This is a genomic window from Lysobacter oryzae DSM 21044, from assembly GCF_059568595.1.
On the sequence record NZ_JCANTQ010000013.1, the window covers coordinates 256,673 to 279,033 of the forward strand.

Annotated in this window: 18 protein-coding genes; 8 read left to right on the forward strand and 10 right to left on the reverse strand. The window is 66.9% G+C overall.

The genetic code is table 11. The features are described from left to right. Positions 1–22 precede the first annotated feature (22 nt). A complete protein-coding gene (locus BP05_RS13530; RefSeq protein ID WP_496364314.1) occupies positions 23–829 on the forward strand; it encodes a S1 family peptidase in 807 nt (268 codons plus the stop codon). A gap of 352 nt (positions 830–1,181) precedes the next feature. Here the strand turns inward: BP05_RS13530 and BP05_RS13535 are convergent, their stop codons facing one another. Further along, the gene (locus tag BP05_RS13535) at positions 1,182–1,982 is read right to left on the reverse strand and encodes a sterol desaturase family protein (protein ID WP_496364316.1); all 801 of its coding nucleotides are present in this window, start codon (positions 1,980–1,982) and stop codon (positions 1,182–1,184) included. Between the two features lie 90 nt (positions 1,983–2,072). Here BP05_RS13535 and BP05_RS13540 point away from each other — a divergent pair, with 90 nt between their 5' ends. The 5 genes from BP05_RS13540 to BP05_RS13560 all read left to right on the forward strand — a co-directional run bounded on the left by BP05_RS13540 (position 2,073) and on the right by BP05_RS13560 (position 6,999). Continuing rightward, the gene (locus tag BP05_RS13540; protein WP_496364318.1) at positions 2,073–3,095 is read left to right on the forward strand and encodes a GlxA family transcriptional regulator; all 1,023 of its coding nucleotides are present in this window, start codon (positions 2,073–2,075) and stop codon (positions 3,093–3,095) included. A gap of 480 nt (positions 3,096–3,575) precedes the next feature. Further along, the gene (locus BP05_RS13545) at positions 3,576–3,878 is read left to right on the forward strand and encodes an excalibur calcium-binding domain-containing protein (protein WP_496364320.1); all 303 of its coding nucleotides are present in this window, start codon (positions 3,576–3,578) and stop codon (positions 3,876–3,878) included. Positions 3,879–3,961: 83 nt separating this feature from the next. After that, positions 3,962–4,864, forward strand: a complete 903-nt coding sequence (locus tag BP05_RS13550; RefSeq protein WP_496364322.1) for a hypothetical protein — start codon at positions 3,962–3,964, stop codon at positions 4,862–4,864. Positions 4,865–4,965: 101 nt separating this feature from the next. Beyond that, positions 4,966–5,847 carry a protein NO VEIN domain-containing protein gene (locus BP05_RS13555; RefSeq protein ID WP_496364324.1) on the forward strand — a complete coding sequence of 294 codons (882 nt, stop codon included), beginning with the start codon at positions 4,966–4,968 and terminating at the stop codon, positions 5,845–5,847. A gap of 264 nt (positions 5,848–6,111) precedes the next feature. Next, positions 6,112–6,999, forward strand: coding sequence for a hypothetical protein (locus BP05_RS13560; protein ID WP_496364326.1), 888 nt, complete (start codon positions 6,112–6,114; stop codon positions 6,997–6,999). Between the two features lie 463 nt (positions 7,000–7,462). Here the strand turns inward: BP05_RS13560 and BP05_RS13565 are convergent, their stop codons facing one another. Continuing rightward, a complete protein-coding gene (locus BP05_RS13565) occupies positions 7,463–9,046 on the reverse strand; it encodes an anti-phage dCTP deaminase (RefSeq protein ID WP_496364328.1) in 1,584 nt (527 codons plus the stop codon). Between the two features lie 224 nt (positions 9,047–9,270). Then, entirely contained in the window at positions 9,271–11,964 is a 2,694-nt protein-coding gene (aceE, locus tag BP05_RS13570) for a pyruvate dehydrogenase (acetyl-transferring), homodimeric type (RefSeq protein WP_496364330.1), read from the reverse strand. 348 nt (positions 11,965–12,312) lie between these two features. Between aceE and BP05_RS13575 the strand changes: the two genes are divergently transcribed. After that, entirely contained in the window at positions 12,313–13,161 is an 849-nt protein-coding gene (locus tag BP05_RS13575; RefSeq protein ID WP_496364332.1) for a glycosyltransferase family 2 protein, read from the forward strand. Here BP05_RS13575 and BP05_RS13580 read toward each other — a convergent pair whose 3' ends face one another. Then, a complete protein-coding gene (locus BP05_RS13580) occupies positions 13,162–13,932 on the reverse strand; it encodes a class I SAM-dependent methyltransferase (RefSeq protein WP_496364334.1) in 771 nt (256 codons plus the stop codon). Positions 13,933–14,057: 125 nt separating this feature from the next. On the opposite strand from BP05_RS13580, the gene BP05_RS13585 reads away from it, so the two are divergent. Next, a complete protein-coding gene (locus BP05_RS13585) occupies positions 14,058–14,891 on the forward strand; it encodes a glycosyltransferase family 2 protein (protein WP_496364336.1) in 834 nt (277 codons plus the stop codon). A 42-nt stretch (positions 14,892–14,933) separates the two neighbouring features. Here the strand turns inward: BP05_RS13585 and BP05_RS13590 are convergent, their stop codons facing one another. From BP05_RS13590 to BP05_RS13615, 6 genes are all read right to left on the reverse strand, one after another. Then, positions 14,934–17,378, reverse strand: coding sequence for a heavy metal translocating P-type ATPase (locus BP05_RS13590; RefSeq protein ID WP_496364338.1), 2,445 nt, complete (start codon positions 17,376–17,378; stop codon positions 14,934–14,936). A gap of 5 nt (positions 17,379–17,383) precedes the next feature. Continuing rightward, a complete protein-coding gene (locus BP05_RS13595) occupies positions 17,384–17,929 on the reverse strand; it encodes a DUF411 domain-containing protein (protein WP_496364340.1) in 546 nt (181 codons plus the stop codon). Between the two features lie 33 nt (positions 17,930–17,962). Continuing rightward, a complete protein-coding gene (locus BP05_RS13600; protein WP_496364342.1) occupies positions 17,963–18,760 on the reverse strand; it encodes a c-type cytochrome in 798 nt (265 codons plus the stop codon). A gap of 12 nt (positions 18,761–18,772) precedes the next feature. Beyond that, positions 18,773–19,891 carry a copper resistance protein B gene (locus BP05_RS13605; protein WP_496364344.1) on the reverse strand — a complete coding sequence of 373 codons (1,119 nt, stop codon included), beginning with the start codon at positions 19,889–19,891 and terminating at the stop codon, positions 18,773–18,775. Then, on the reverse strand, positions 19,888–21,765 hold the full coding sequence (locus BP05_RS13610) for a copper resistance system multicopper oxidase (protein WP_496364346.1): 1,878 nt from the start codon (positions 21,763–21,765) through the stop codon (positions 19,888–19,890). Before BP05_RS13610 ends, BP05_RS13605 begins: the two co-directional genes overlap by 4 nt. A gap of 110 nt (positions 21,766–21,875) precedes the next feature. Beyond that, the gene (locus BP05_RS13615) at positions 21,876–22,307 is read right to left on the reverse strand and encodes a CopL family metal-binding regulatory protein (protein WP_496364348.1); all 432 of its coding nucleotides are present in this window, start codon (positions 22,305–22,307) and stop codon (positions 21,876–21,878) included. Positions 22,308–22,361: the final 54 nt, after the last annotated feature.

Sequence of the window (22,361 nt, forward strand, 5' to 3'; positions counted from 1 at the left end):
CAGGCCTCGAAAGGAATCGCAGATGACCCGACTCTTGTTGCCCGCACTGCTTGTGGTGTCCTTCAGTGCAAGCGCGATCGTCATTCGAGATGACGTTGCTGATGCGAAGTATCGGGTTCCGGAATCCGAGTTTCCCGCCCTGGTCGACATGCCCGGGGAAGGTCATGGAGTACTGATTGCTCCGCGGTGGGTTGTTACCGCTGCGCATGCCATCACCTGGCAACCTGAAATCCAGCGGATAACCGTCGGCGGGGTGCCCAGGGACGTCGCGCGTCTTGTGATCCACCCCGGCTACAGGAAGCCGCCGCACCAGCTCCTGGAGCAGGCATTGGCCACCTGGGACTGGACCCTCTTCCGGGTGCTGCTCTCCTCCTCGGACGACATCGCACTTGTGGAATTGGCGCAACCCGTTACCGACATCCGACCTGTCGCAATCAACACGAGCGACGGTGAGTTCGGCCAAACCATCACGATCATGGGCAAAGGGGCTACAGGCAACGGCGTCGGCGGGTACGAATTCAGCGGCTCCCACCGCACCGAGCTTCGCCGTGCCTACAACAAGGTCACCAGCGCTGATGGCCGCTGGCTGTGTTACACGTTCGACGATCCGGCGCACGCCCTGCCCCTCGAGGGGGCGTCAGGAAGTGGCGACAGCGGCGGGCCGGTCCTCGTGCAGACCGAAAAGACCTGGCTGTTGGCCGGACTGACTTCCTGGTCGGATCCCCAGAGCTCCATCCGGACACCGGGGCGGTATGGCCAGATCAGTTGCAATGTGCGCCTGAGCCATTACCAAGACTGGATCGAAAGCGTCATCTCTGCACAGCCGTAACTGGGCCTGCCTTGCAAGGCAGGTTCCTCATCGCGGCGCTGGGTGAACCTGGCCGCCTTGTCGTCGGGCGCCGGCTTCCCCACGACCTGATCGACGCTTCGAGGCCCGCCAGCGTCGAAGGCTTGGTCAACTTCGTCAGCAATGCGAGCACCGCCTGGACACGTTGTCGCGTGGTGGTCACGGCGACGGGCGCGGGGCCATTGGGCTGGGCAGGACCACATCCAAGCCCGGGGGATTGGCGGCAAGCCGACCGCCGGGCTTTTTGAGTTCGCAGCACGCGGCACTGCACCACCGCAGGTGCAACGCACAAGGCGGCACGAACCTCGCGCAATCGCGCCGCACCTCGCGCGCCTCACGATCGCGCCACCACCTCCGCCGACCGCGCATCGTCCGCGCCCGCACGCGCCGCGCGCGCCACGTCGCGGAACACCAGCATCCGCCCCACCTGCGCCGACGCGCCGTCCCAGAACCCCTGCACCGGTGCGAACGCGCGCGGATTGCGGAACGTGCCAAACAGCAGATCGAACAGCGGCAGGTCGCTGTAGTTGTACGCGTGCACGCCGCGCTGGTGGTGCACCGAGTGGCTCTCCGGCCGCTGGATGACGTAGCCGAGCCAGCGCGGCGTGCGCACGTTGGCGTGCTGGAACACCGCCATGAACGTGGTGACGTACAGCACCAGCGTCGCTGCCTGCGGCGACAGGCCGACCAGCAGCACCAGGCACAGGCTGCCCAGCGCGGTCCAACCGAGCATGTCGAGCGGGCTGAACCAGAACGCGCCGTAGGTATCCAGGCGCTCGGCGCTGTGGTGCATCTGGTGGAAGCCGCGCCACAGCAGGTTGGACGCGTGCATGCCGCGGTGCCAGGCGTACACGCCGCCCTCGTACACGAGCACGCCGACCACCGCGCCTGCCCACGTGGGCAGGCCGGTCAGGTCGAACAGCTGGTACGGCAGCAGCCAGTCCGACCACCACAGCGGCAGGTACGAGGACAGCAGGAAGTAGACGAGGAAGGCGGCCAGGCCGCGCAGGTGCCACCCGGGCACGCACGGCAGCGGGCGGGCCGGGAACAGCGCCTCCCACAGGATCAGCGCCGCATACACGGCGAACACGGTCAGGGAGATCGGGTCGAGCAACAACTGGGTCAGGCTGGGCATGGCGGTACTCCGGGGGATGCGCGGCCAAGGTAGGCCGCGCGCCCGCGGAGGACTAAAGTCGTTTCCGCAACAAACCGGAGGAATCCGCCAGTGGCCCGCGCGACCTTCGACATCGCCATCCTCGCCTTCCCGGGGATCGGCGCATCCACCCTGTACGGCATGTACGACCTGCTGGCCGGCGCCGGCCGCGACTGGGAAACCTTCATCGAGGGCGTGCCGACGCAAGGCCGGCTGTTCCCGCGCATCCTCACCCGCGACGGCGAGCCCCTCACCGTCGGCAACGGCGTGCGCGTGTGCCCCGATGGCCGCTTCGAGGATTGCCCGGCGCCCGCCGTGGTGTGCGTGCCGGAACTGAGCAACGCGCCGGGCGAGGACTTCGCCAGCGAACTCGCGGTGGAGATCGACTGGCTGCGGCGCTGGCACGAGCGCGGCGCCACCATCGCCACCGCGTGCTCGGGCACGGTGCTGCTGGCCGAGACCGGCCTGCTCGACGGCCACGCCGCGACCACGCACTGGGCGTTCTGCGACTTCCTGCAGGCGCGCTACCCGCGCATCCAGGTGCAGCGCGAACGCGCGCTGGTGGTCGCGGGCGAAGGCCAGCGCCTGCTGATGGCCGGCGGCGGCGCCTCGTGGATGGACATGGCGCTGTTCCTGATCGCGCGCCTGCTGGACGTGGAAGCGGCGATGCGCAGCGCCAAGCTCAACCTGATCGACTGGCACGAAGTCGGCCAGCAACCCTTCGCCACCCTGGCGCGCACGCGCCAGCAGGAGGACGCGCTGATCGGCGAGGTGCAGGCCTGGATCGGCGAGCACTACGCGGTGCGCAGCCCGGTCGCGGCGATGGTCGCGCGCAGCGGCCTGCCCGAGCGCTCGTTCGAACGCCGCTTCCGCAAGGCCACGGGCCTGACCCCGCTGGCCTACGTGCACACCCTGCGGCTGGAGGAAGCCAAGCAGCAGCTCGAAACCACCCACCTGCCGATCGAAGCCATCGCCGGCGAATGCGGCTACGAGGACGCCGGCTACTTCAGCCGCCTGTTCAACAAGCGCGTGGGCCTGACCCCGGCGCAATACCGCCTGCGGTTCGGGCGGTTGCGGGAGGTGTTGGGGCGGTGAGGGGGACGCGGCGCGGGCCGAACGGCGGCGGTGTAGCTCGGAGGGTCCGCGCTTGGACCTGTTTAGGTCGAAGCTTCGAGCTTTGGGGTCCAGGAGCCGGGCTTTCACGTTCACGCTTGGACCTTGAGGGGTCGAAGCGCGAGGCTCGCGGGGTGGAAGGTAGGACCCCGTGGGGTGGATGCGCCGGGCGTTGAGGTCGAAGCCTCGCCCCCTTGGGGCGGAAGCTCCGCGCTTTGAGGTCCAAAGCTGGACCCGTCGGGGTCGAAGCTTCGGGCTGTTGGGGTGAAAGGTCGGACCCCGGCAGGTGCACAGCCCGCCTTCGTCGCCTGAATCGCCTATCGGCTAGTAGTCGCGGACGTCCAAGAAAAATTCTTAGCCACGCACCAAGCCTCGCTTTGCTACGGTCCCCGCGTCGCGCAAGGACACGGGGGGTGTCCGATGGTGACCATTAAAGCCGTCGCCGTAGGGGCTGCCCTCGCGATGAGCGCAGGCCTGCTCGGCCCCGCCCACGCGCACGGCGGCGGGCTCAATGCCGAAGGCTGTCACCACGATCGCAAGCACGGTGGCTATCACTGCCATCGTGCGTCGGCGGTTCGTTCGCCTACTGCGAACTACGCCCCGTCACCTGAAGACAGCTCGCGCTTTGTACGCGATCGGAACGGCTCGACCTACTTCGCCAACTGCAGCGCCGCGCGTGCCGCAGGCGCGGCGCCGGTGCGGCGCGGCGAGCCCGGGTACGGGCGCCATCTGGACCGCGATGGCGATGGCGTGGGCTGCGAATAGCGCCGGATCGAACGACCGCTCTTGCCGCTGCCGCGCATCGTCCCCGCGGCAAGCGGCCAACAGGGGGACGAAGGAGATAGCTCATGCAGGATGGTGCACTTGTTGGAACGGAGGACGTCAGCGTTCTCGTAGCGACCACGCTGGCTCGCAGGGTGATGGATGCCATTCCCTTCCCGATTTCCATTCGAATTCCTTCGGCACGCGCCGAGCAGGAAGGCGATGGCGAACTCGGCGAGGCCGACCTGGAGTTCACCCCGATCCGCACCGAGGGCGAAGACGATCTTCCCGAACTATCGGAAATCAACGACACGTTCGCGTCTGGCATCAGTGAGATGGTGCAGCGCGTGCGCGAGGGGACGGTCGACGAATCCAGCGCCGACCCGGCCCAACTCAAAGCCCTGAAAGCACTCGCGGGCGTGCTGGACGCCAACCCGGACAAGGCGGCCTTCTACCAGGCCAATCCGGGGGATATTGATGCCGCTTTGACGGAGCTGGTCTCCAAGCGCTGGGTCGACGTGAATGTGGAATGGGTCAAGGTCGAGATCGACAAGCCTCTCCTGACCCTGTCCAACCCAATCCTGCTTTCCAACATGGTCGTGCACGTCCAGGCGAAGGTTAAAGCCTGCATCAAGGTGCTCGGCAAGAAGTTCTGCGCCACCGTCACCTCACCCAGGATTCGGCTGGAAGCGCGCCAAGCCCGCCTCGAACTCGGGAGCTCCGGGGCTAAGGTCACGGCCTTGCCGCAGTTCAAGGACCTCGACATCGTCCTGAAAATCAAGATCTGGAAATGGACCGTCAAGGTCACCGTCGGCATCACCGGCCTGGTCAACAAGCAGCTCAGAAAACAGGGCCCGATCCAGCTTCTCGATCTTTCGGCATTCGAGCAGCCCATTCCGTACAGCACCAAGCGCGTGACGTTCGAATCGTTCGAGTTCCCGGCGGATCCGAAGGGATTGGTTGCACGGGCATCGATGAAGGTTGCGTAGTAGTTGCCTCATTGAGGCGGCGGGTATCCGCCGCCTCATCCTGCCGGAGCGTCAAAAATGGAATCGCTTGATCTGAAACCTGGTCGCCAAAGGGGAGCTTCATGACGATCGAGGAAGGTGTTGCGGGTGCCGCGTGGACCGAGTGGGAAGTGGAGGCCGTCGTGGCCGACTACTTGCAGATGCTGCGCATGCAGGAACTGGGGCAGAAGCCCAACAAGACCGAGCACAAGCGCCGGCTCATGCAGCTCTTGCCCGCGCGTAACGAAGCCTCGATCGAGTACAAGCACCGAAACATCAGCGCCGTTCTCAACCTTTACGGCGCCCAGACCCTCTCCGGCTACAAGCCGCTCCCGAATTTCCAGCGCCTGCTGATCGATGTAGTCGGCCGTGCGCTTGAACGCGACCGGGCCTTGGACGAGGCGGCCGTTCGCGCCGTGGAGACGCCGGCCGTGCCGCCGCTGGTGGAGGACTTCCACGACTTTGTCGTGGACGTGCCAAAGTCGGCGAAGGTGGAAGTCCGCGAACGCAACCTGCAGTGGATGCGTGGGACGGCGATCAAGCGCGACTACTTGGAGCGAGAGTCTCGCAACCGATCGCTTGGCCATGCCGGCGAATTGCTGGTAATGGAGTACGAGGCCCGCCGGCTGCATGGCATGGGCGCCACTAAACTGGCTGAGCGAATCGAGCATGTCTCCCGCAGCACGGGTGACGGATTGGGATTCGACGTCCTGTCTTTCGACGGCGACGGACGTGAACGCTTCATTGAGGTCAAGACAACGTCTTACGTTGCGGAGACGCCGTTCTTCATCTCGCCCAACGAAGTCGACTTCTCGGACGCCCACGCGGACCAGTTTCACCTGTACCGGCTGTTCGCGTTCCGCGACAAGCCGCAGATGTTCACGCTCCCTGGGGCAGTGGCGGCCAATTGCCTGCTCGATCCGGTGAGCTATCGCGCCACATTGCTGGGCAACTCGGTGGGCTAGAACCCACCCTACGATTCGAACGCATTTGGATGTAGGGCGGGCTCAAGCCCGCCTTACGCGGGTTATCCGATCGACGAAACGTTCCAGAAGTGAGCCGCAGCCCCACCCGTGTGCGCTGCGCTTACCCGGGCTACGCTGGCTGACCCGTTTTTCCAGAAAAATGAGCCTGACCCCTTTTCCGCGGACCCCTTCTCCGCGGGATGACCGATTCTCGCTTTTCCCAACGTTAGCCTGACCAGGCTCCAACTGTTTCGGAGGCCGAGTATGAAGGTCGCCTTCTTGAGAGCGCTCGCCCTGTTCCTACTGGTTCTTCCCAGTTCGGCGATATGGGCCTGTCCAAAAGACCAATACAACAGTTGCACTCTTGGCGTGTGCATCTGCCTGCCGAAGATCGACGGCGATGTTGGAAAGGGCGCCGAGGATACGAAGCGGGAAGCGAATAGACTGACCCATAACGTCGCAAGAGAACTTGGAAAAACTCCGCAGGCTCTAGCGGAGTGCGCGGCGAATGTTTCGAAATGCGCGACCGAAATCGCATCCGCTCCTGTGGCTCTGTCAGCGCAGTCGTATATCGACGGCTTGTACCGCCAATCAGAGGGGAGAGTGCACCCTCTGACTCCCGAGTTCATCAGCCTCGCACAGCCGTACTACAGCATTGACCTGCACGGCGTGACTTATGCTGATGACATTGATACCGGCCACGGAATGGTGCTCGCGTACTGCGATCGGATCTTTTTCACGCGTAGTGGAAATCTCTGGGTCGACAAGAACGAACTACATCTTGTCCTGCACGAGTTGGAACATCTCGTGCAATGCCAGAAGCGCGGTCGCAGTACATTTCTCGCCGAATACATTGTGAAAGGCCTCGTCGACATATCGCAAGGTCGATTCAATGTTCACGATAGTCATGAAATGGAGCGCGCCGCGGACGCCAAAGCCGATCGTCTGACGGATGCACTGTGGGACAAGATCCAGTCCGGCGCAGTGCCGATTCCTATAGCGCAGCGAGGAATTGCTCTTCCTTCCCAACCAGTTCCGCGCCTTTGCCAGACACACGTAGGAACGTGCCCGATCCCGGCCTCATCGGCGCCGAGTGGCAGCTCCTGCTTCTGCTATAGCCCCTACGGTTACATTCCAGGACTCACGAACTGAGTAACGGACATTGCCGGGTTAGCGCCGACGACGGTGCACGCGCCGGCTCAGCCTCCCTTTTCCCTATCCGGTCGACGAAACGTTCAAGAAGTGAGCCGCAACCCCACCCGCATCCGCTCCGCTTACCCGGGCTACGGTGGCTGGAAGCGGCCAGCCATCTAGCTCGGCAAAAGATTGGTAGGCGACGTCGGCTTCAGGAAAAGCCAAAAACACAATGCTCGCCTTGAGGCGAGCATTGTGCAGAAATCCCATTGCGGACAATTGACCTACACTCCGTTAGCCATCGAGCCCTATTTTTTGGGCTTGGGGGCGAAAACGCCACTGCTGGCCAATCTACGAGATACAGCTTCGAGATGTGGGTCGGACGTCTTAAATCGTCCCGTGACGACGTTTCTAGCTGCGTGACCGCACACGGGCGCCGAAAGCGGGAGCGCGAACTGAACTTGCTGCTTACCCTTGCCCTTCATTTGACACCCCCTCGAACGAATGCAGCTACATCATGCACGATTTTGTCTTCGTAAAGCGTGAAGCTGTCCAGATGTCTTCGATAGATCGGGACTGCCGCCTTGCGCTCGAACTCTATGAGCCTGCCTTGCCGCTTGCGATCAGTCTTCATAGCGAATAGATCAAGGATGTGCCGAGGGGCGAATCCTTGGAACTGGCGAAAGACGACTTTCTCAGAAACGCGATCATCTTCAGTGATGGCGTCGGGATGCAGCTTCACCGCGAGACTCTTCTCGTAGGGTTCGATGTAGACGACAGATCGAACGCCCGCAGCGACGATGTGGCGAGCGCAATTGTGGCAAGGGTAGGTTGTCACAACCATCGTGGCCCCATCCAAGCTGTGCCGCTTGTCTCTAGCCACTGCGAGAATCGCTGCCATTTCTGCATGAATAGCTCGGGAGAATTCGATGAGCGCAGATATTCCGGAACTGTCAATCGCGCCTCGAATTTCTTCGTCCGTCAACTGAACAGGCACCTGCTTCTTGCCCTCAATAAGCGGAGCTTCGGCGGCCTTTTTTGCGATAGCGGAACGAATTCCTTCCACGACGCGATTCTCGATCTTCCACTTCTCATCGTCGTTGTGACAGATGCGATCGCGCCAACTAAAACACCGGTTATCCGGCTTTCCTTCGCCGTACAAGCCTCCCCCAAACTTAGGAACATCATTCCACCCTACAGATATTAGATCACCACTTCCGTCGACAAGCGCCGCCCCAACTTGGCGAGACATACAAGCAGACTTAGAGGCCGCTGTTGCCGCATGAAACATCGCAGACTCTTCGGACGTTGGATTGTGTAGCCTGGTGCCGAAGAGAACGTCCAAGAATCGAAGCAGACTTTCATCAATGTTGTCGTAGTTTTCCGTGTCGTTACGGATAAAGAAGTCGGCAGAGCAGAATGCCTTGCGAACCTTCTGTCCGAATTCAGCCTTCTCCCCCATGTCCCGATTCAAGATGTCTGGGATCTTCCCGCTAGGCATGCCCATATGTTCAAGGCGTGTATGCCGCATGTGGTCAGCCGCAGAAACACCAATTACCCAAAGAATGTTTCCGTAGACCTCCCTCAACTGGGCGATCTCTTCCGGGTGCTTTAGTGAGTCAATGATGTGTACGCGGCGCTTAGGCAACGGAACATCTTTCTCATCGCCCGAGTCACCCTTCACTTTTCGGAATCCGTCCGAATGACGGATCTCCGAAATCCTGCTTATAGCCAACTTCGCCAGAAAATCATGCCCATTGTCTTTACGCAGCTTGTTGCCGGCGTCCTGGTAGGAAGTTATGCGATCAGCAAGGGATGCGTCATTGATCGTCGATGCGGCATGTCTCTTTATGAAATCGCTTAGCTTAATAACGTCGGGAACGTCATAGCCGAATTCGGACTCGAGCTTCTGCTTAAGCAATCTTGCAGTTGTCGTGACGCCAGATGCCACCGGGCCGATCAACGCAATAATCAGCTCTGTGGAGAGTCGATCGCGAATCTCTTCGTCGAGTTTCTGCCTTTCATCGACGTTGCGTATCTCTTCAACGAGCTTCACCGACTCCATCCCCCCGCTCCTCCTCTCAAACACCCCAGAAAGAGAACGGCGAATACGCGCTTCGCCGGTCGCGACCCCTTTGCTGAACGTAGGCCAGAAGAGGGCTCATCCGTTCTCCGGCAATCTTGAACTGCCTAATAGCCAGTGCCACTTAAGAATTTTTCTCAGCTCAGCGTTAATCGATGTGAACGAATAGGGGGCGGTTTACTTCGCCCTTTGTCGGCTTTGCCTAATCAAACCCCAACCGGATTCGGCTTCTCACTATCAATCTTGTACTGCTTGATAGCCCTGGCCACATCCTTCCCCGTCATCTTCCCTTCCGCCGCCAAAGCCGCGATCGCCGCGTGGGCGATGTAGTAGCGGTCGACTTCGAAGTGGCGGCGCAGGTTGGCGCGGGTGTCGGAGCGGCCGAAGCCGTCGGTGCCGAGCACGGTGTACTTCATCGGCACGTATTCGCGGATCTGGTTGGCGAAGGCGCGCACGTAATCGGTGGCGGCGATGGCCGGGCCCTGGCGGCCTTCGAGCAGCTCGGTGACGTAGGGCTTGCGCGGGGTCCTGGCTTCCGGGTTCATGCGGTTGAAGCGTTCGGCGTCGGCGCCGTCGCGGGCGAGCTCGGTGAAGCTGGGGCAGGACCAGATGTCGGCGGTGACGCCGAAATCCTTGTCGAGCAGTTCGGCCGCGGCGATGGCCTCGCGCAGGATGGTGCCGGAGCCGAGCAGCTGCACGCGCAGCTCGCCCTTCTTCGGCTTGCCCTTGCCCTGCAGCAGGTACATGCCCTTGATGATGCCTTCGGCTGCACCTTCCGGCATGTCCGGGTGGGTGTAGTTCTCGTTCATCAGGGTGATGTAGTAGTACTCGTCCTGCTGCTCGGCGAGCATGCGCTGCATGCCGTGCTGGACGATGGTCGCGACTTCGAAGCCGAAGGTCGGGTCGTAGCTGCGGCAGTTGGGGATGGCGCTGGCGAGCAGGTGGCTGTGGCCATCCTCGTGCTGCAGGCCTTCACCGTTCAACGTGGTGCGGCCGGCGGTGGCGCCGAGCAGGAAGCCGCGCGCGCGCATGTCCGCCGCCTGCCAGGCGCTGTCGCCGATGCGCTGGAAGCCGAACATCGAGTAGTAGATGTAGAACGGCAGCATCGGCAGGTCGTTGGTGCTGTAGCTGGTCGCGCAGGCCATCCACGACGAGAACGCGCCGCACTCGGTGATGCCCTCCTCCAGCACCTGGCCGGCGGCGTCCTCGCGGTAGTACATCAGCTGGTCGCGGTCGACCGGCTTGTACTTCTGGCCGTAGGGCGCGTAGATGCCGAGCTGGCGGAACAGGCCTTCCATGCCGAAGGTGCGCGCCTCGTCGGCGACGATCGGCACGCAGCGCGGGCCGACCTGCTTGTCGCGCAGGATGATGTTGAGGGTCTGCACGAACGACATGGTGGTGCTGATCTCGCGATCGCCGCTGGACTTGAGCAGGCGGTCGAAGGCTTCCAGCTTGGGCACCTCGAGCGACTGCGTGCTCTTGCGGCGGCGCTGCGGCAGGTAGCCACCCAGGGCCTTGCGGCGCTCGTGCATGTATTCGACTTCCGGCGAGTCCTTGCCGGGGTGGTAGAACGGCACCGCGCTGTCCTTGAGCTGGTCGTCGCTGACCGGGATGTTGAAGCGGTCGCGGAAGATCCGGATCTGCTCGTCGTCGAGCTTCTTGGTCTGGTGCGTGGGGTTGAGCGCTTCGCCAGCCTGGCCCATGCCGTAGCCCTTCACCGTCTTGGCGAGGATCACGGTGGGCATGCCCTTGGTCTGCACGGCGTTGGCGTACGCGGCGTAGACCTTGTGAGGGTCGTGGCCGCCGCGGTTGAGGCGCCAGATGTCGTCGTCGGACATGTTGGCGACCATGGCCTTGGTCTCGGGGTACTTGCCGAAGAAATGTTCGCGCGTGTACGCGCCGCCGAAGGCCTTGCAGTTCTGGTATTCGCCGTCGACGGTTTCCATCATCAGCTTGCGCAGCACGCCTTGGGTGTCGCGCGCGAGCAGCGGATCCCAGTAGCTGCCCCAGATGGTCTTGACCACGTTCCAGCCGGCGCCGCGGAAGATGCCTTCCAGCTCCTGGATGATCTTGCCGTTACCGCGCACCGGGCCATCGAGGCGCTGCAGGTTGCAGTTGATGACGAAGACCAGGTTGTCGAGGCCTTCGCGGCCGGCGACCGAGATCGCGCCGAGGGATTCGGGCTCGTCGGTCTCGCCGTCGCCCATGAAGCACCAGATCTTGCGGTCGGACTTCGGGATCAGGCCGCGGCCTTCGAGGTACTTCCAGTTGCGCGCCTGGTAGATCGCGCTGATCGGGCCCAGGCCCATCGACACGGTCGGCACCTGCCAGTAGTCCGGCATCAGCCACGGGTGCGGATACGAGGAGATGCCGCGGCCGTCGACTTCCATGCGGAAGTTGTCGAGCTGGTCCTCGCTGATGCGGCCTTCGAGGAAGCTGCGCGCGTAGATGCCCGGCGAGCTGTGGCCCTGCACGGCGATGACGTCGCCCGGATGGTCGCCGTCCGGACCGCGCCAGAAGTGGTTGAAGCCGACGTCGTAGAGCGTGGCGGCGGAGGCGAAGCTCGCGATGTGGCCGCCGAGGTCGCCCGGCTTGCGGTTGGCGCGCACGACCATGGCGAGCGCGTTCCAGCGGATCAGCGAGCGGATGCGCCATTCCATCGCGGCATCGCCGGGGCTCTTGGCCTCCAGGTGCGCGGGGATGGTGTTGATGTATTCGGTGGTGGGCTGGAACGGCAGGTGCGCGCCGGCGCGGCGCGTGACTTCGACCATGCCGTCAAGCAGTTGGTGGGCGCGACCGGCGCCTTCGCGGTCGATGACCGCCTGCATGGATTCGATCCATTCCCTGGTTTCGGTCGGATCGGGGTCGTTCTGCAGCAGCTCGTTCAGCCAGTTCGTCATGGGGGCTCCGCGCGGCGCGCTGGCCGGCGTGTGGGTCGTGGATTTAGAGCCGGGATTCTAGCAGCGGGGGTGCGGGTGGGGACCCGGGGCGGCTGGGCGCGGCCGCGGGCTGGCGACGATTTCAGCGGCGGCGGCGGTGAGCGCGACCGGTGTGCGCACGCTGTGTGCGCCACGCGGCGCGCGCCGGCGGGTCACGCACGCGCAGCTACCAGAATCGGCATTGCCTGGGCAGTCGTGTCGGCGGGACGCAGCATGTTCGATGAATGCGTCAGATTTGTGCGGTGGTTCGCACGGACACATTCGGCAAACCCCTAGCATCTGCGTCCCCGACAGCGAGCCATTCCCCCGATGGCCCCCCGCACCAGCCTCGTCATCACCACCTACAACTGGAAGGAGGCGCTGGCCCTGTGCCTGGACAGCGTCGCCGCGCAGCGCGTGCTGCCCGACGAGGTCGTCGTCGCCGACGACGGCTCGCGCGAGGACACCGCCCGCGTCGTCGAGGCGTACGCGCGCGACTTCCCGGTGCCGCTGCGCCATGCCTGGCAGGAGGACCGCGGTTTCCGCGCCGCGCGCGTGCGCAACCTTGGCGTCGCCGCCAGCACCGGCAAGTACGTGATCTTCCTCGACGGCGACATGGTGCTGCACCCGCGGTTCGTCGCCGACCACCATGCGCTGATCCGCCCCGGCAGCTACCTGCTCGGGGGCCGCCTCAATGCCGCGCCGGCGGAAGCCGCGCGCCTGCTCGCCGGCGGCACGCCGCGGTTCTCGCCGCGCATGCCGTTCGCGCGCGGCTCCGGCGAACTCAAGCGCAAGCACGCGTTGCGCCTGCCGTGGCTGGCAGCGTGGAAGGCGTCGCGCCGCAAGGGCGGCGTGGCGATGAGCTGCAACCTGGGCGTCTGGCGCCACGACCTGGACATGGTCAACGGCTTCGACGACGACTACGAAGGCTGGGGCCGCGAGGACGACGACCTGACCCTGCGCCTGCGCCACGCCGGCGTGGAACGGCGCCTGCTGCGCTATGCCGGGCTCGCGGTCCACCTCTGGCACAAGACGCGCTGGCCGGACGGCGTGCCGCCGAACCAGGCGCTGCCCAACGATGCCCTGCTCCAGCGCACCCGCGACACGCGGGCGATCCGCTGCGCGCGCGGGCTCGACGCGCACGTCGCGCGCGCGCGGCAAACGGTGGCCGTGGCCTAGTCAGCCAACGGCGTCGGCATGCACCTGCAATACCGCCACATACACCTCGCCCTGCAGCGGACGCGGCGTCGCCGACAGGCGCGCGAGCACGCGGGCCAGCCAGCGCGTGCCGCGATCGCGCCGGCGATGCAGCAGGCGGTACGGATCGCTGACGCTGCCTTCCCACGCGCAGGCGAACCCGGCCTCGCTCCAGCAGCGGCGCAGCACCGCGGGCGCGAGCGGCATGATGTGGCCCTGCTCGCGGTAGTCCGGTTCGCGGAACCACTGGAACATGCCTTCGCGCACGAACATCGCCTGCGACACCGGGTTGGCGAGGTTCGGCGTCGACACCACGAGGTGGCCGCCCGGGCCGAGCAGTTGCCGGCACTGGCGGAAGAAGTGCCGCGGATTCTCCAGGTGCTCGATCAGCTCCAGCGCGATCACCGCGTCGAAGCGCGACGGCAGTTGCGCGGCGAAGGGCTGGTTGAGGTCGAGCGCAACGAAGGGAATGCGCTCGCGCGGGGTGAAGTTGGCGTCGAACAGGTCGCTGGCGCACACGCGGTAACCGCGGTCGGCCAGGCGCTGGCTGAGGGCGCCGGCGCCGGCGCCGAGTTCGAGCACGCTGGCCTGCGCGGGCAGCGCGAGCGCGAGCCGTTCCGCGGCGAGTTCGTGCAGGCCCGGTGCGGCGAAGATCGGGATGCCTTCGTAGCCGTAGTTCAACCTGCCTTCGAACCGGTTGGCGAAGTTGCGCGCGCGTTCGCGCGCGGTCTGGTCAACGGAGGTCTGCGACACGATCGGTCCCTGGAAAGAGTGCGCGCCAGTATGCCGTGCACCCGCACCGCGGAAGTTGACGCGGCGCGGTGTTTGCGCGACGCGCGCGCCGGGTGCATGGCGCGCACGCAACCGGAACGCGCCGCATGAAGGTCAGTGTCATCGTCACCACCTACAACTGGCCGCAGGCGCTGGACCTGGTGCTGCGCGGCCTGGCGCGGCAGACGCGCCTGCCGGACGAGGTGATCGTCGCCGACGACGGTTCCGGCGCGGAGACGCGACGGTTGCTGGAGGACCGCGCGCGCGCGTTCCCGGTGCCGTTGCGCCACCACTGGCAGGAGGACATCGGCTTCCGCGCGGCGCGCTCGCGCAATCGCGCGATCGCGGCGGCGCGCGGCGACTACGTGCTGATGCTCGACGGCGACATGGTGATGCACCGCGACTTCGTCGCCGACCACCTGCGCCACGCGCGGGCGGGAAGTTTCGTGCAGGGTTCGCGCGCGCTCACGACCCCGGCGCTGTCGCAGCGGATGCTGGCGCAGGGCACGGTCGACCTGGGCGTGTTCACGCCGCAACTGGAACGGCGGCGCAATGCGCTGCGCTGGCCCGCGCTCGCCGCGCTCAACCTGCGCCGCGCCGGACTCCGGCCGCCGCGCGCGATCAAGACCTGCAACCAGGGCTGGTTCCGCGCCGACCTGCTGCGCGTCAACGGCTTCGACGAACGCATGGAAGGCTGGGGCCGCGAGGACAGCGAACTGGCCTGGCGCGCGTGGCACGCGGGCATCGCGCCGCGGCACCTGCGCTTCGCCGCGCTGGCCTGGCACCTGCACCACCGCGAGCGGCACGTGGCCGGCGAGAGCCCGAACGACCGCTACCTGCGCGAGACGCGCGCCTCGCGCAAGGTGCGGGCGGAACTCGGGATCGACCAGCACCTGGCGGAATTCGCGCGGCAGCCCTTGGCCGACCTGCGCGCGCGCTGAGGCCGCGGGCCGCGTCGGCCGCGCGAGCGCGCGCGTGGCGCGTCAATGGCAGGACGCGCCCGGGCTTTGCTGCGGTTTGCCGGCGGGCGGCGCATCGCCTGCGTGCACCCGTCCCAGCCGCAACGCATTGCTCACCACCGACACCGAACTCAGGCTCATCGCCAGCGCGGCGATCATCGGGCTGAGCAGCAGGCCGGACACCGGGTACAGCAGGCCCGCGGCGATCGGCACGCCCAGCGCGTTGTAGACGAAGGCGAAGCCGAGGTTCTGCTTCATGTTGGCGACGGTGCTCTCGGAGATCGCGCGTGCCTGCACGATCCGGCGCAGGTCGCCCTTGACCAGCGTGAGCTGCGCGCTCGACATCGCCACGTCGGTGCCGGTGCCCATGGCGATGCCGACATCGGCCGCGGCCAGCGCCGGTGCGTCGTTGATGCCGTCGCCGGCCATGGCGACGCGGCGGCCTTCGGCCTTGAGGCGTTGCACCAGTGCGACCTTGTCCGCGGGGCGCACTTCGCCGTGCACTTCCTCGATGCCGAGCGTGTAGGCCACGGCCGCTGCGGTGGCCTGCGCGTCGCCCGAAGCCATGACGATGCGCATGCCATCGGCGCGCAGCGCATTGAGTGCGGGCAGCGTGGTCGGCTTGATCGGATCGGCGACCGCGACCGCGCCGGCGAGGCGGCCATCGACGGCGAGGAACATCACGCTGGCGCCTTCGCGGCGCAGTTGTTCGGCGCGCGGCAGCAGCGGGGCGGCATCGGCGCCGGCTTCCGCGAGCAGGGCCTGGTTGCCCATCACCAGCGCGCGTCCGCCGATGCGGCCCTGCACGCCGCGGCCGGTGATCGAATCGAAGCCGTCGACCGCTTGCAGTACGACGCCACGCCGCTTCGCCTCGGCGAGGATCGCCTCGGCCAACGGATGCTCGCTGCCCTGCTCCAGGCTCGCGGCCAGCTGCAGCACCTGGTCGGCATCGAAACCGTCGGCGGCGAGGGTGTCGCGCCACGCGGGCCGGCCTTCGGTCAGGGTGCCGGTCTTGTCGACGATGAGGGTGTCGATGCGGCGTAGGCGCTCGATCGCCTCGGCATCGCGGAACAGCACGCCCGCCTGCGCGGCGCGGCCGGTCGCGACCATGATCGACATCGGCGTCGCCAGGCCGAGTGCGCACGGGCACGCGATGATCAGCACCGACACCGCGTTGAGCACGGCGTAGGTCCACGACGGTTCGGGCCCGAACAGGCCCCAGCCGAGAAAGGTCAGCAGCGCCGCGGCCAGCACCGCCAGCACGAACCAGAACGCGACCACGTCGGCCATGCGCTGCATCGGCGCGCGCGAACGCTGCGCCTGCGCCACCAGCTGCACGATCTGCGCCAGCACCGTCGCCGAACCCACCTGGTCGGCGCGGATCACCAGGCTGCCGGTGCCGTTGAGGGTGGCGCCGATCACCTTGGCGCCGGCTTCCTTCGCCACCGGGATCGGTTCGCCGGTGAGCATGGATTCGTCGAGGCTGGAGCGGCCTTCGAGCACGGTGCCGTCGACCGGCACCTTCTCGCCGGGGCGCACGCGCAGGCGGTCGCCGACGTGCACGTGCGCGAGCGGGATGTCCTCCTCGTTGCCGTCGGCGCCGATGCGGCGCGCGGTCTTGGGCGCGAGGCCGAGCAGCGCCTTGATCGCCGCCGAGGTCTTCGAGCGCGCGCGCAGCTCCAGCAACTGGCCCAGCAGGGTGAGCGAGACGATCACCGCCGCGGCTTCGAAGTACACGCCGACGCGACCGTGCTCGCGGAACGAGGCCGGGAACAGGTCCGGCGCGAGCGTCGCCACCACGCTGTAGCCGAAGGCGGCGCCGACGCCGATGCCGATCAGGGTCCACATGTTCGGGCTGCGGTTGCGGATCGACTGCGCGCAGCGCACGAAGAACGGCGCGCCCGCCCACAACACCACCGGCGTGCTCAGGGCGAATTCGAGCCAGGTGCGTGTTCCGGTGGAGAGGAAGGTGATGCGGTGGCCGAGCATCGCCAGCGCCAGCACCACGGCGGTGAGCGGCAACGTCCACCAGAAGCGGTGACTGAAGTCGCGCAGCTCGGGGTTGTCGTCATCCTCCAGGCCGGGCATTTCCGGCTCCAGCGCCATGCCGCAGATCGGACAGGTACCGGGGCCGACCTGGCGGATCTGCGGGTGCATCGGGCAGGTGTAGATCGTCCCCGCCGGTGCCGCTGCCACGGGCGCGGACGGCGGCGTGGCCGCCGCCGGCTGCAGGTACGGCGCCGGGTCGGCGACGAACTTCTCGCGGCAGCGCGCGGAGCAGAAGTGGTAGTCGTGGCCCGCGTGCGTGGCGTGGTGCTGGGTAGTGGCGGGGTTCACGCGCATGCCGCACACGGGATCGATCACGGTCGCGTCGGCGGTCCCGGCGACGTGGCCCGCATCGTGGCCGGCGGCAGCGTGATCGTGGCCGGCGTGGCCGTGCCCGCCATGGGAATGCGGATGCGTGCTCATGCGCTTTATTTCCCGTGGGTTGAATACGGGACGGTCGTGCCGTCGCGCCGCACCAGCTCCACCGTGTACGGCCGCACCGGTGCGCCCGCCACTTCCATCCCCGGCGAACCGATCGGCATGCCCGGCAGCACCAGGCCGCGCGCGTCGGGCTTGTCCTTGAGCAGCCGCTTGATGTCGCTCGCGGGCACGTGGCCCTCGACGATGTAGCCGCCAATCTCCGCCGTGTGGCAGGAGCCCTTGCCGTACGGCACGCCGAGGCGTTCCTTGAGCGGATTGAGGTTTTCCTCGTTGCGGACTTCGACGCGGAAGCCGGCCTGGCGCAGATGGTCGACCCAGGCAATGCAGCAGCCGCAGGTAGGACTCTTGTGCACCAGTGCGAGTGGCAACGGCCGCGTGGGCGTGGCGGCGTGGCGCGATGCAGGCGTGGCGGCGGACTTGGGCGTGGCACGCGGCTGCGCCGCCGGCACGCCGTCGCGTGCGACAGCGGGCAACGCGACGACCAGCGCGAGCAGCAGCGTGGCGGGACGGTGGAGCTTCAGGGCGGTTTTCATCGCGATCATCCTCGTGTGCTGTGTTCGCTCGGATCAGTGCTGGTGCGGGTGCGCTTCGCGCGCGTCGTGTTCTTCGGGCTCGGGCGCAGCGGTCGGCGACGGCGCGGTGGTCGCTGCGGCGGCGCGATCGGGCGCGTGCACATGGCGGGTGCCGTCGGCGTGCACGTGCGTCGCCGGTGCCGATGCGGGCGGGATGGCGTCATCGCGCATCGGCTCCGCGCGCCCGTCGGCATCGTCATGCGCATGCGCGCCGGCCTGGTGGTCGGCCATGCCGGCGTGCAGATGCCCGGCGCTTTCGCCGCCACCATGCGAGTGGCCGCCACTGCGCGCGACGAGCGCCCGGTACCCGGCTGCATCCAGCGCGGGCAGCTGCTGCACGAACGCGACCATGTTCCAGATGTAGGTGTCGTCCATGCTCTTGCCCCACGCTGGCATGCCCGAAGCCTTGATGCCGTGCTTGATGGTCCAGAAAGCCGCGGCGGCATCCACGCGCTCCCGCGTGAGGTTGGGCGGCGCGGGATACAGACCCCTGCTGATTTCGGTCGCCGCCGCGCCCGGCATCAGGTGGCAGCCGGTGCACATCGCGTCGTAGTTGCCGGCGCCCTGGGCGATGCGCGCCGGATCCTCCAGGTCCGGGACCTGCAGATCGCGCGCGCGCGCTTCGATGGAGCGTTCGCGCAGCGACTGCAGCAGGGAGAAGACCGGCCGCGAGTGCGGCGCATCGGCGCCGATGTCGTACATGCCGGACCAGACGAAACCTGCTGTCGCGGCGATGGCGACGCCCAGTACGGCGCCCAGGGTGAGCAGCGATGTGCGGAACGGGACGGGCATGGCGCTAGTTCCTCAGAACCAGATGCGGAGGCCCGCGACGATGCGGGTGTCGTGGACGGCCTCGCCGTCGTCGCGGCGCAGGTCGGCGGTGCGCCCGAACGACCACTCGCGCACCACGCCCACGTACGGCGCGAACTGGCGGGTGATCTCGTAGCGCAGGCGCACGCCTGCTTCGGCCGAGCTCAGCCCCGAGCCGACGCCGCGGCGCGCGTCGGTCTGGCCGTAGGCATTGAGCTCCAGCAGCGGCTGCAGGATCAGGCGGTTGGTGAGCAGGGTTTCGTACTCGGCCTCCAGCCGCGCCGCGCTCTGTCCGCCCTGGCCGACATAGGCCGTGGCCTCGACTTCGAACTTGTACGGCGCCAGGCCCTGCACGCCGATCGCGGCGAAGTCCTGCGACGCCCCCGGCGCGAAGTCGTGGCGCACGCCGGCGACCACGTCCCACCAGCGCGCGACGGCGCGTCCGTACAGCACTTCGAGGTCGGCGCTGTCGGTGCGGTGGGCGACGCGCTCGCCTTCGCTGCGCAGCCACAGCTTGTTGCGATCGGTGCCGATCCAGGCCTGGCCTTCCCACGCCAAGCCGCGGCCTTCGTCCGCGTCGAACGCTTCCAGGCGGTTGAACTGCACGAAGGAATGGATGCCGTTGTCGTGCACCGGGTGATCGTGCGGCGGCGGCTGCGCGGCGGCGCGGTCGGCATCGGTGAGCACGGGGATCGGGGTGAGCGGCGCGTCGCTGGGGCGCGGCATCGCGTGGCCCATCGCGGCGTGATCCATGCCGCCGTGATCGGTCGGCGCGGGTTGGGCGCTGTCGTGCTGCATGCCGCCGTGGTCCATGCCGGTGTGATCCATGCCGCCGTGATCCATGCCGCTGTGATCGGTCGGCGCCGATTGTGCGGGTGGCATCGCGTGGTCCATCGCCGAATGATCCAGCGTCGGCGTTGCGGCAGGCTTGGGCTTTGCCCTGGGCTTCTGCTTCGGCGTGGCCTGGTGCCGGGTGTGGTCGTGCGCCGCCGGCTGGGAAGCCGCCGGCGCGGGCGGCATCGGCATCTGGTGCTGCGCGTGGTCCTGCGCGGCGGCATTGAACGCCAGCAGCACGCCGGCGGCGAGCGGGGCGAATGTCGTGATTGTCTTCATTCCTCGACCCTCACGGTGCGCATCATTCCCGCTTCCATGTGGTACAGCAGGTGGCAGTGGTAGGCCCAGCTGCCGAGCGCGTCGGCGCGGACGCGGTAGCTGCGGCGGCTGCCGGGCGGCATGTCGATGGTGTGCTTGCGCACGTGGAAGTTGCCGTGCTCGTCCTCGAGGTCGCTCCACATGCCGTGCAGGTGGATCGGGTGGGTCATCATCGTGTCGTTGACCAGCACGATGCGCAGGCGCTCGCCGTAGTTGAAGCGCAGCGGTTCGGCTTCGGAGAACTTCTGCCCGTTGAAGCCCCAGGCGAAGCGTTCCATGTGGCCGGTGAGATGCAGCTCGACCTCGCGGCCCGGATCGCGGCCGTCGGGATCGGCGAACGCGCTCTTCAGCATCGAATAGCTGAGCACGTTGCGGCCGTTGTCGCGCAGGCCGATGCCGGGATCGTCAAGCTTGGGCACCGGGGCCATGGTCTGCATGTCGACCAGCGGGTTGTGGTCCTCGCTGGCCGGATGCGCCTGCATGCCGCCGGCGCCGTGCGCCGCGTGCGCCGCGGCAGCGGGTTGCGCGGGAGCGGCGTGATCCATGCCGGGCATGTCCTGCATGCCCATGTTCGCGCCGCAGCCGCCTTCCATCCCCTTCATGCCCATGCTGGCGCCGCAACCGCCTTCCATGCCCTTCATGCTGGACATGTCGTGGCCCATGCCGCCGTGGCCCATGTCGGCCATGGTCAGGAGCGGGCGCGGATCGACGGATGGCACCGGCGCACGCAGGCCCTCGCGCACCGCGAGCGTGCCGCTGACGTAACCGGTGCGGCCCATGTCCTGGGCGAAGATCGTGAACGCGTCCTGCCCCGACGGCTCGACGATCACGTCGAAGGTCTCGGCGGTGGCGATGCGGAATTCGTCGACCGTCACCGGATGCACGTACTGGCCGTCGGCGGCGACCACGGTCATCTTCAGCCCGGGAATGCGCACGTCGAAGTGGGTCATCGACGAGCCGTTGATGAAGCGCAGCCGCACCTTCTCGCCGGAACGGAACAGCGCGGTCCAGTTGCCCAGCGCCGTGGTGCCGTTCATCAGGTAGGTGTAGGTGTTGGCGTTGACGTCCGACAGGTCGGTCGGCGACATGCGCATCGCGCCCCACATCCTGCGATCGTCGATCGTCGCGGCGACGCCGTTGCGGCGCGCGTCGCGCAGGAAATCGCCGACGGTGCGCTGGTAGTAGTTGTCGTACATCGACATCTTCTTCAGCCGCGCGAACAGCGCCGCCGGGTCCAGGTCGGTCCAGTCCGAGAGCAGCACCACGTAGTCGCGGTCGAACGCGAACGGCTCGGGCTCGAGCGGATCGATCACCAGCGGTCCGTACAGCCCGACCTGCTCCTGGTACATCGAATGGCTGTGGTACCAGTAGGTGCCGCCCTGCCGGACGGTGAAGCGGTAGTGGTAGGTCTCGCCCGGATGGATGCCGGCGAAGCTCAGCCCGGGCACGCCGTCCATGTTCGCGGGCAGCAGGATGCCGTGCCAGTGGATCGAGGTCTCGTGGCCGTGGATCGAACCGGCGGGCAGCGCGTTGGTGACGCGCAGGTTGACCGTGGTCCCTTCGCGCCAGCGCAGCAGCGGCGCGGGAATGGAACCGTTGACGGTGACCGCGCTGCGGGTGCGGCCGGTGAAGTTCATCGGCGTCTCGCCGATGGTGAGGTCGAACTCGGTGCCGGCCAGCACGCCGGGATAGCCGGCGGAGGGCAGCGCCCAGCCGGGGCGCGGCCACAGGCCGAGGCCGGCGACGGCGCCGCCGGCGGCCAGGCCCTGGACGAAGCGGCGGCGCGACGGCTTCGACAGTCCGTTGCGGTCGCGGCCGAATGCATCAGATGACATGGAGACTCCGTGGGAAATCGATGCGCGACGCCAAGTGTCGCGCGGACGCGTGCAGCGGCGATGGCCGCGCTGCGCGCATGCGGGAGGGCGCCGTGGGCGCCGGTGACCACTTAGCCGATGGGAGGTCGGATCGGGTGCGGCAGCGCCGGCGCGGCATGGCCGAGCGCCAGCGTGCGCACGCTGCGGGCGTGTTCGGGCGCGGCCGCGGGCCACTGCAGCGCGGGCACGCCGAGCTGGGCGATGTGCACGCAGGCGCAGCGGCAGGTGCCGGACTTGCAGCAGTCGGGCGCGTGCTTGGGCTGGGCCGGTGCCGGCGCTTCGCTGGCCGGTGCGGGCTGCTGCGCCGTCGCGTGGTGGCCATGGCAAGGCATGGCGTCGGCTGCGGTGATGGACGGCGGCGTTGTCGCGGTTTCGTGCGGGGACATCGGCATTGATGGCGACATCGACATCGGCATCTGCGCCGACGCGGCCGCCGAGGCCACCCCATTCAGGATGAGGCAGAGACTGAGGAACACCCGCAGCAGGAGCGAGCCGGTTGGCATGTGCGTACTTTACCCGCGCCGCGCCGGGGTCGAGTGCAGGTTTCGTAAACCCTG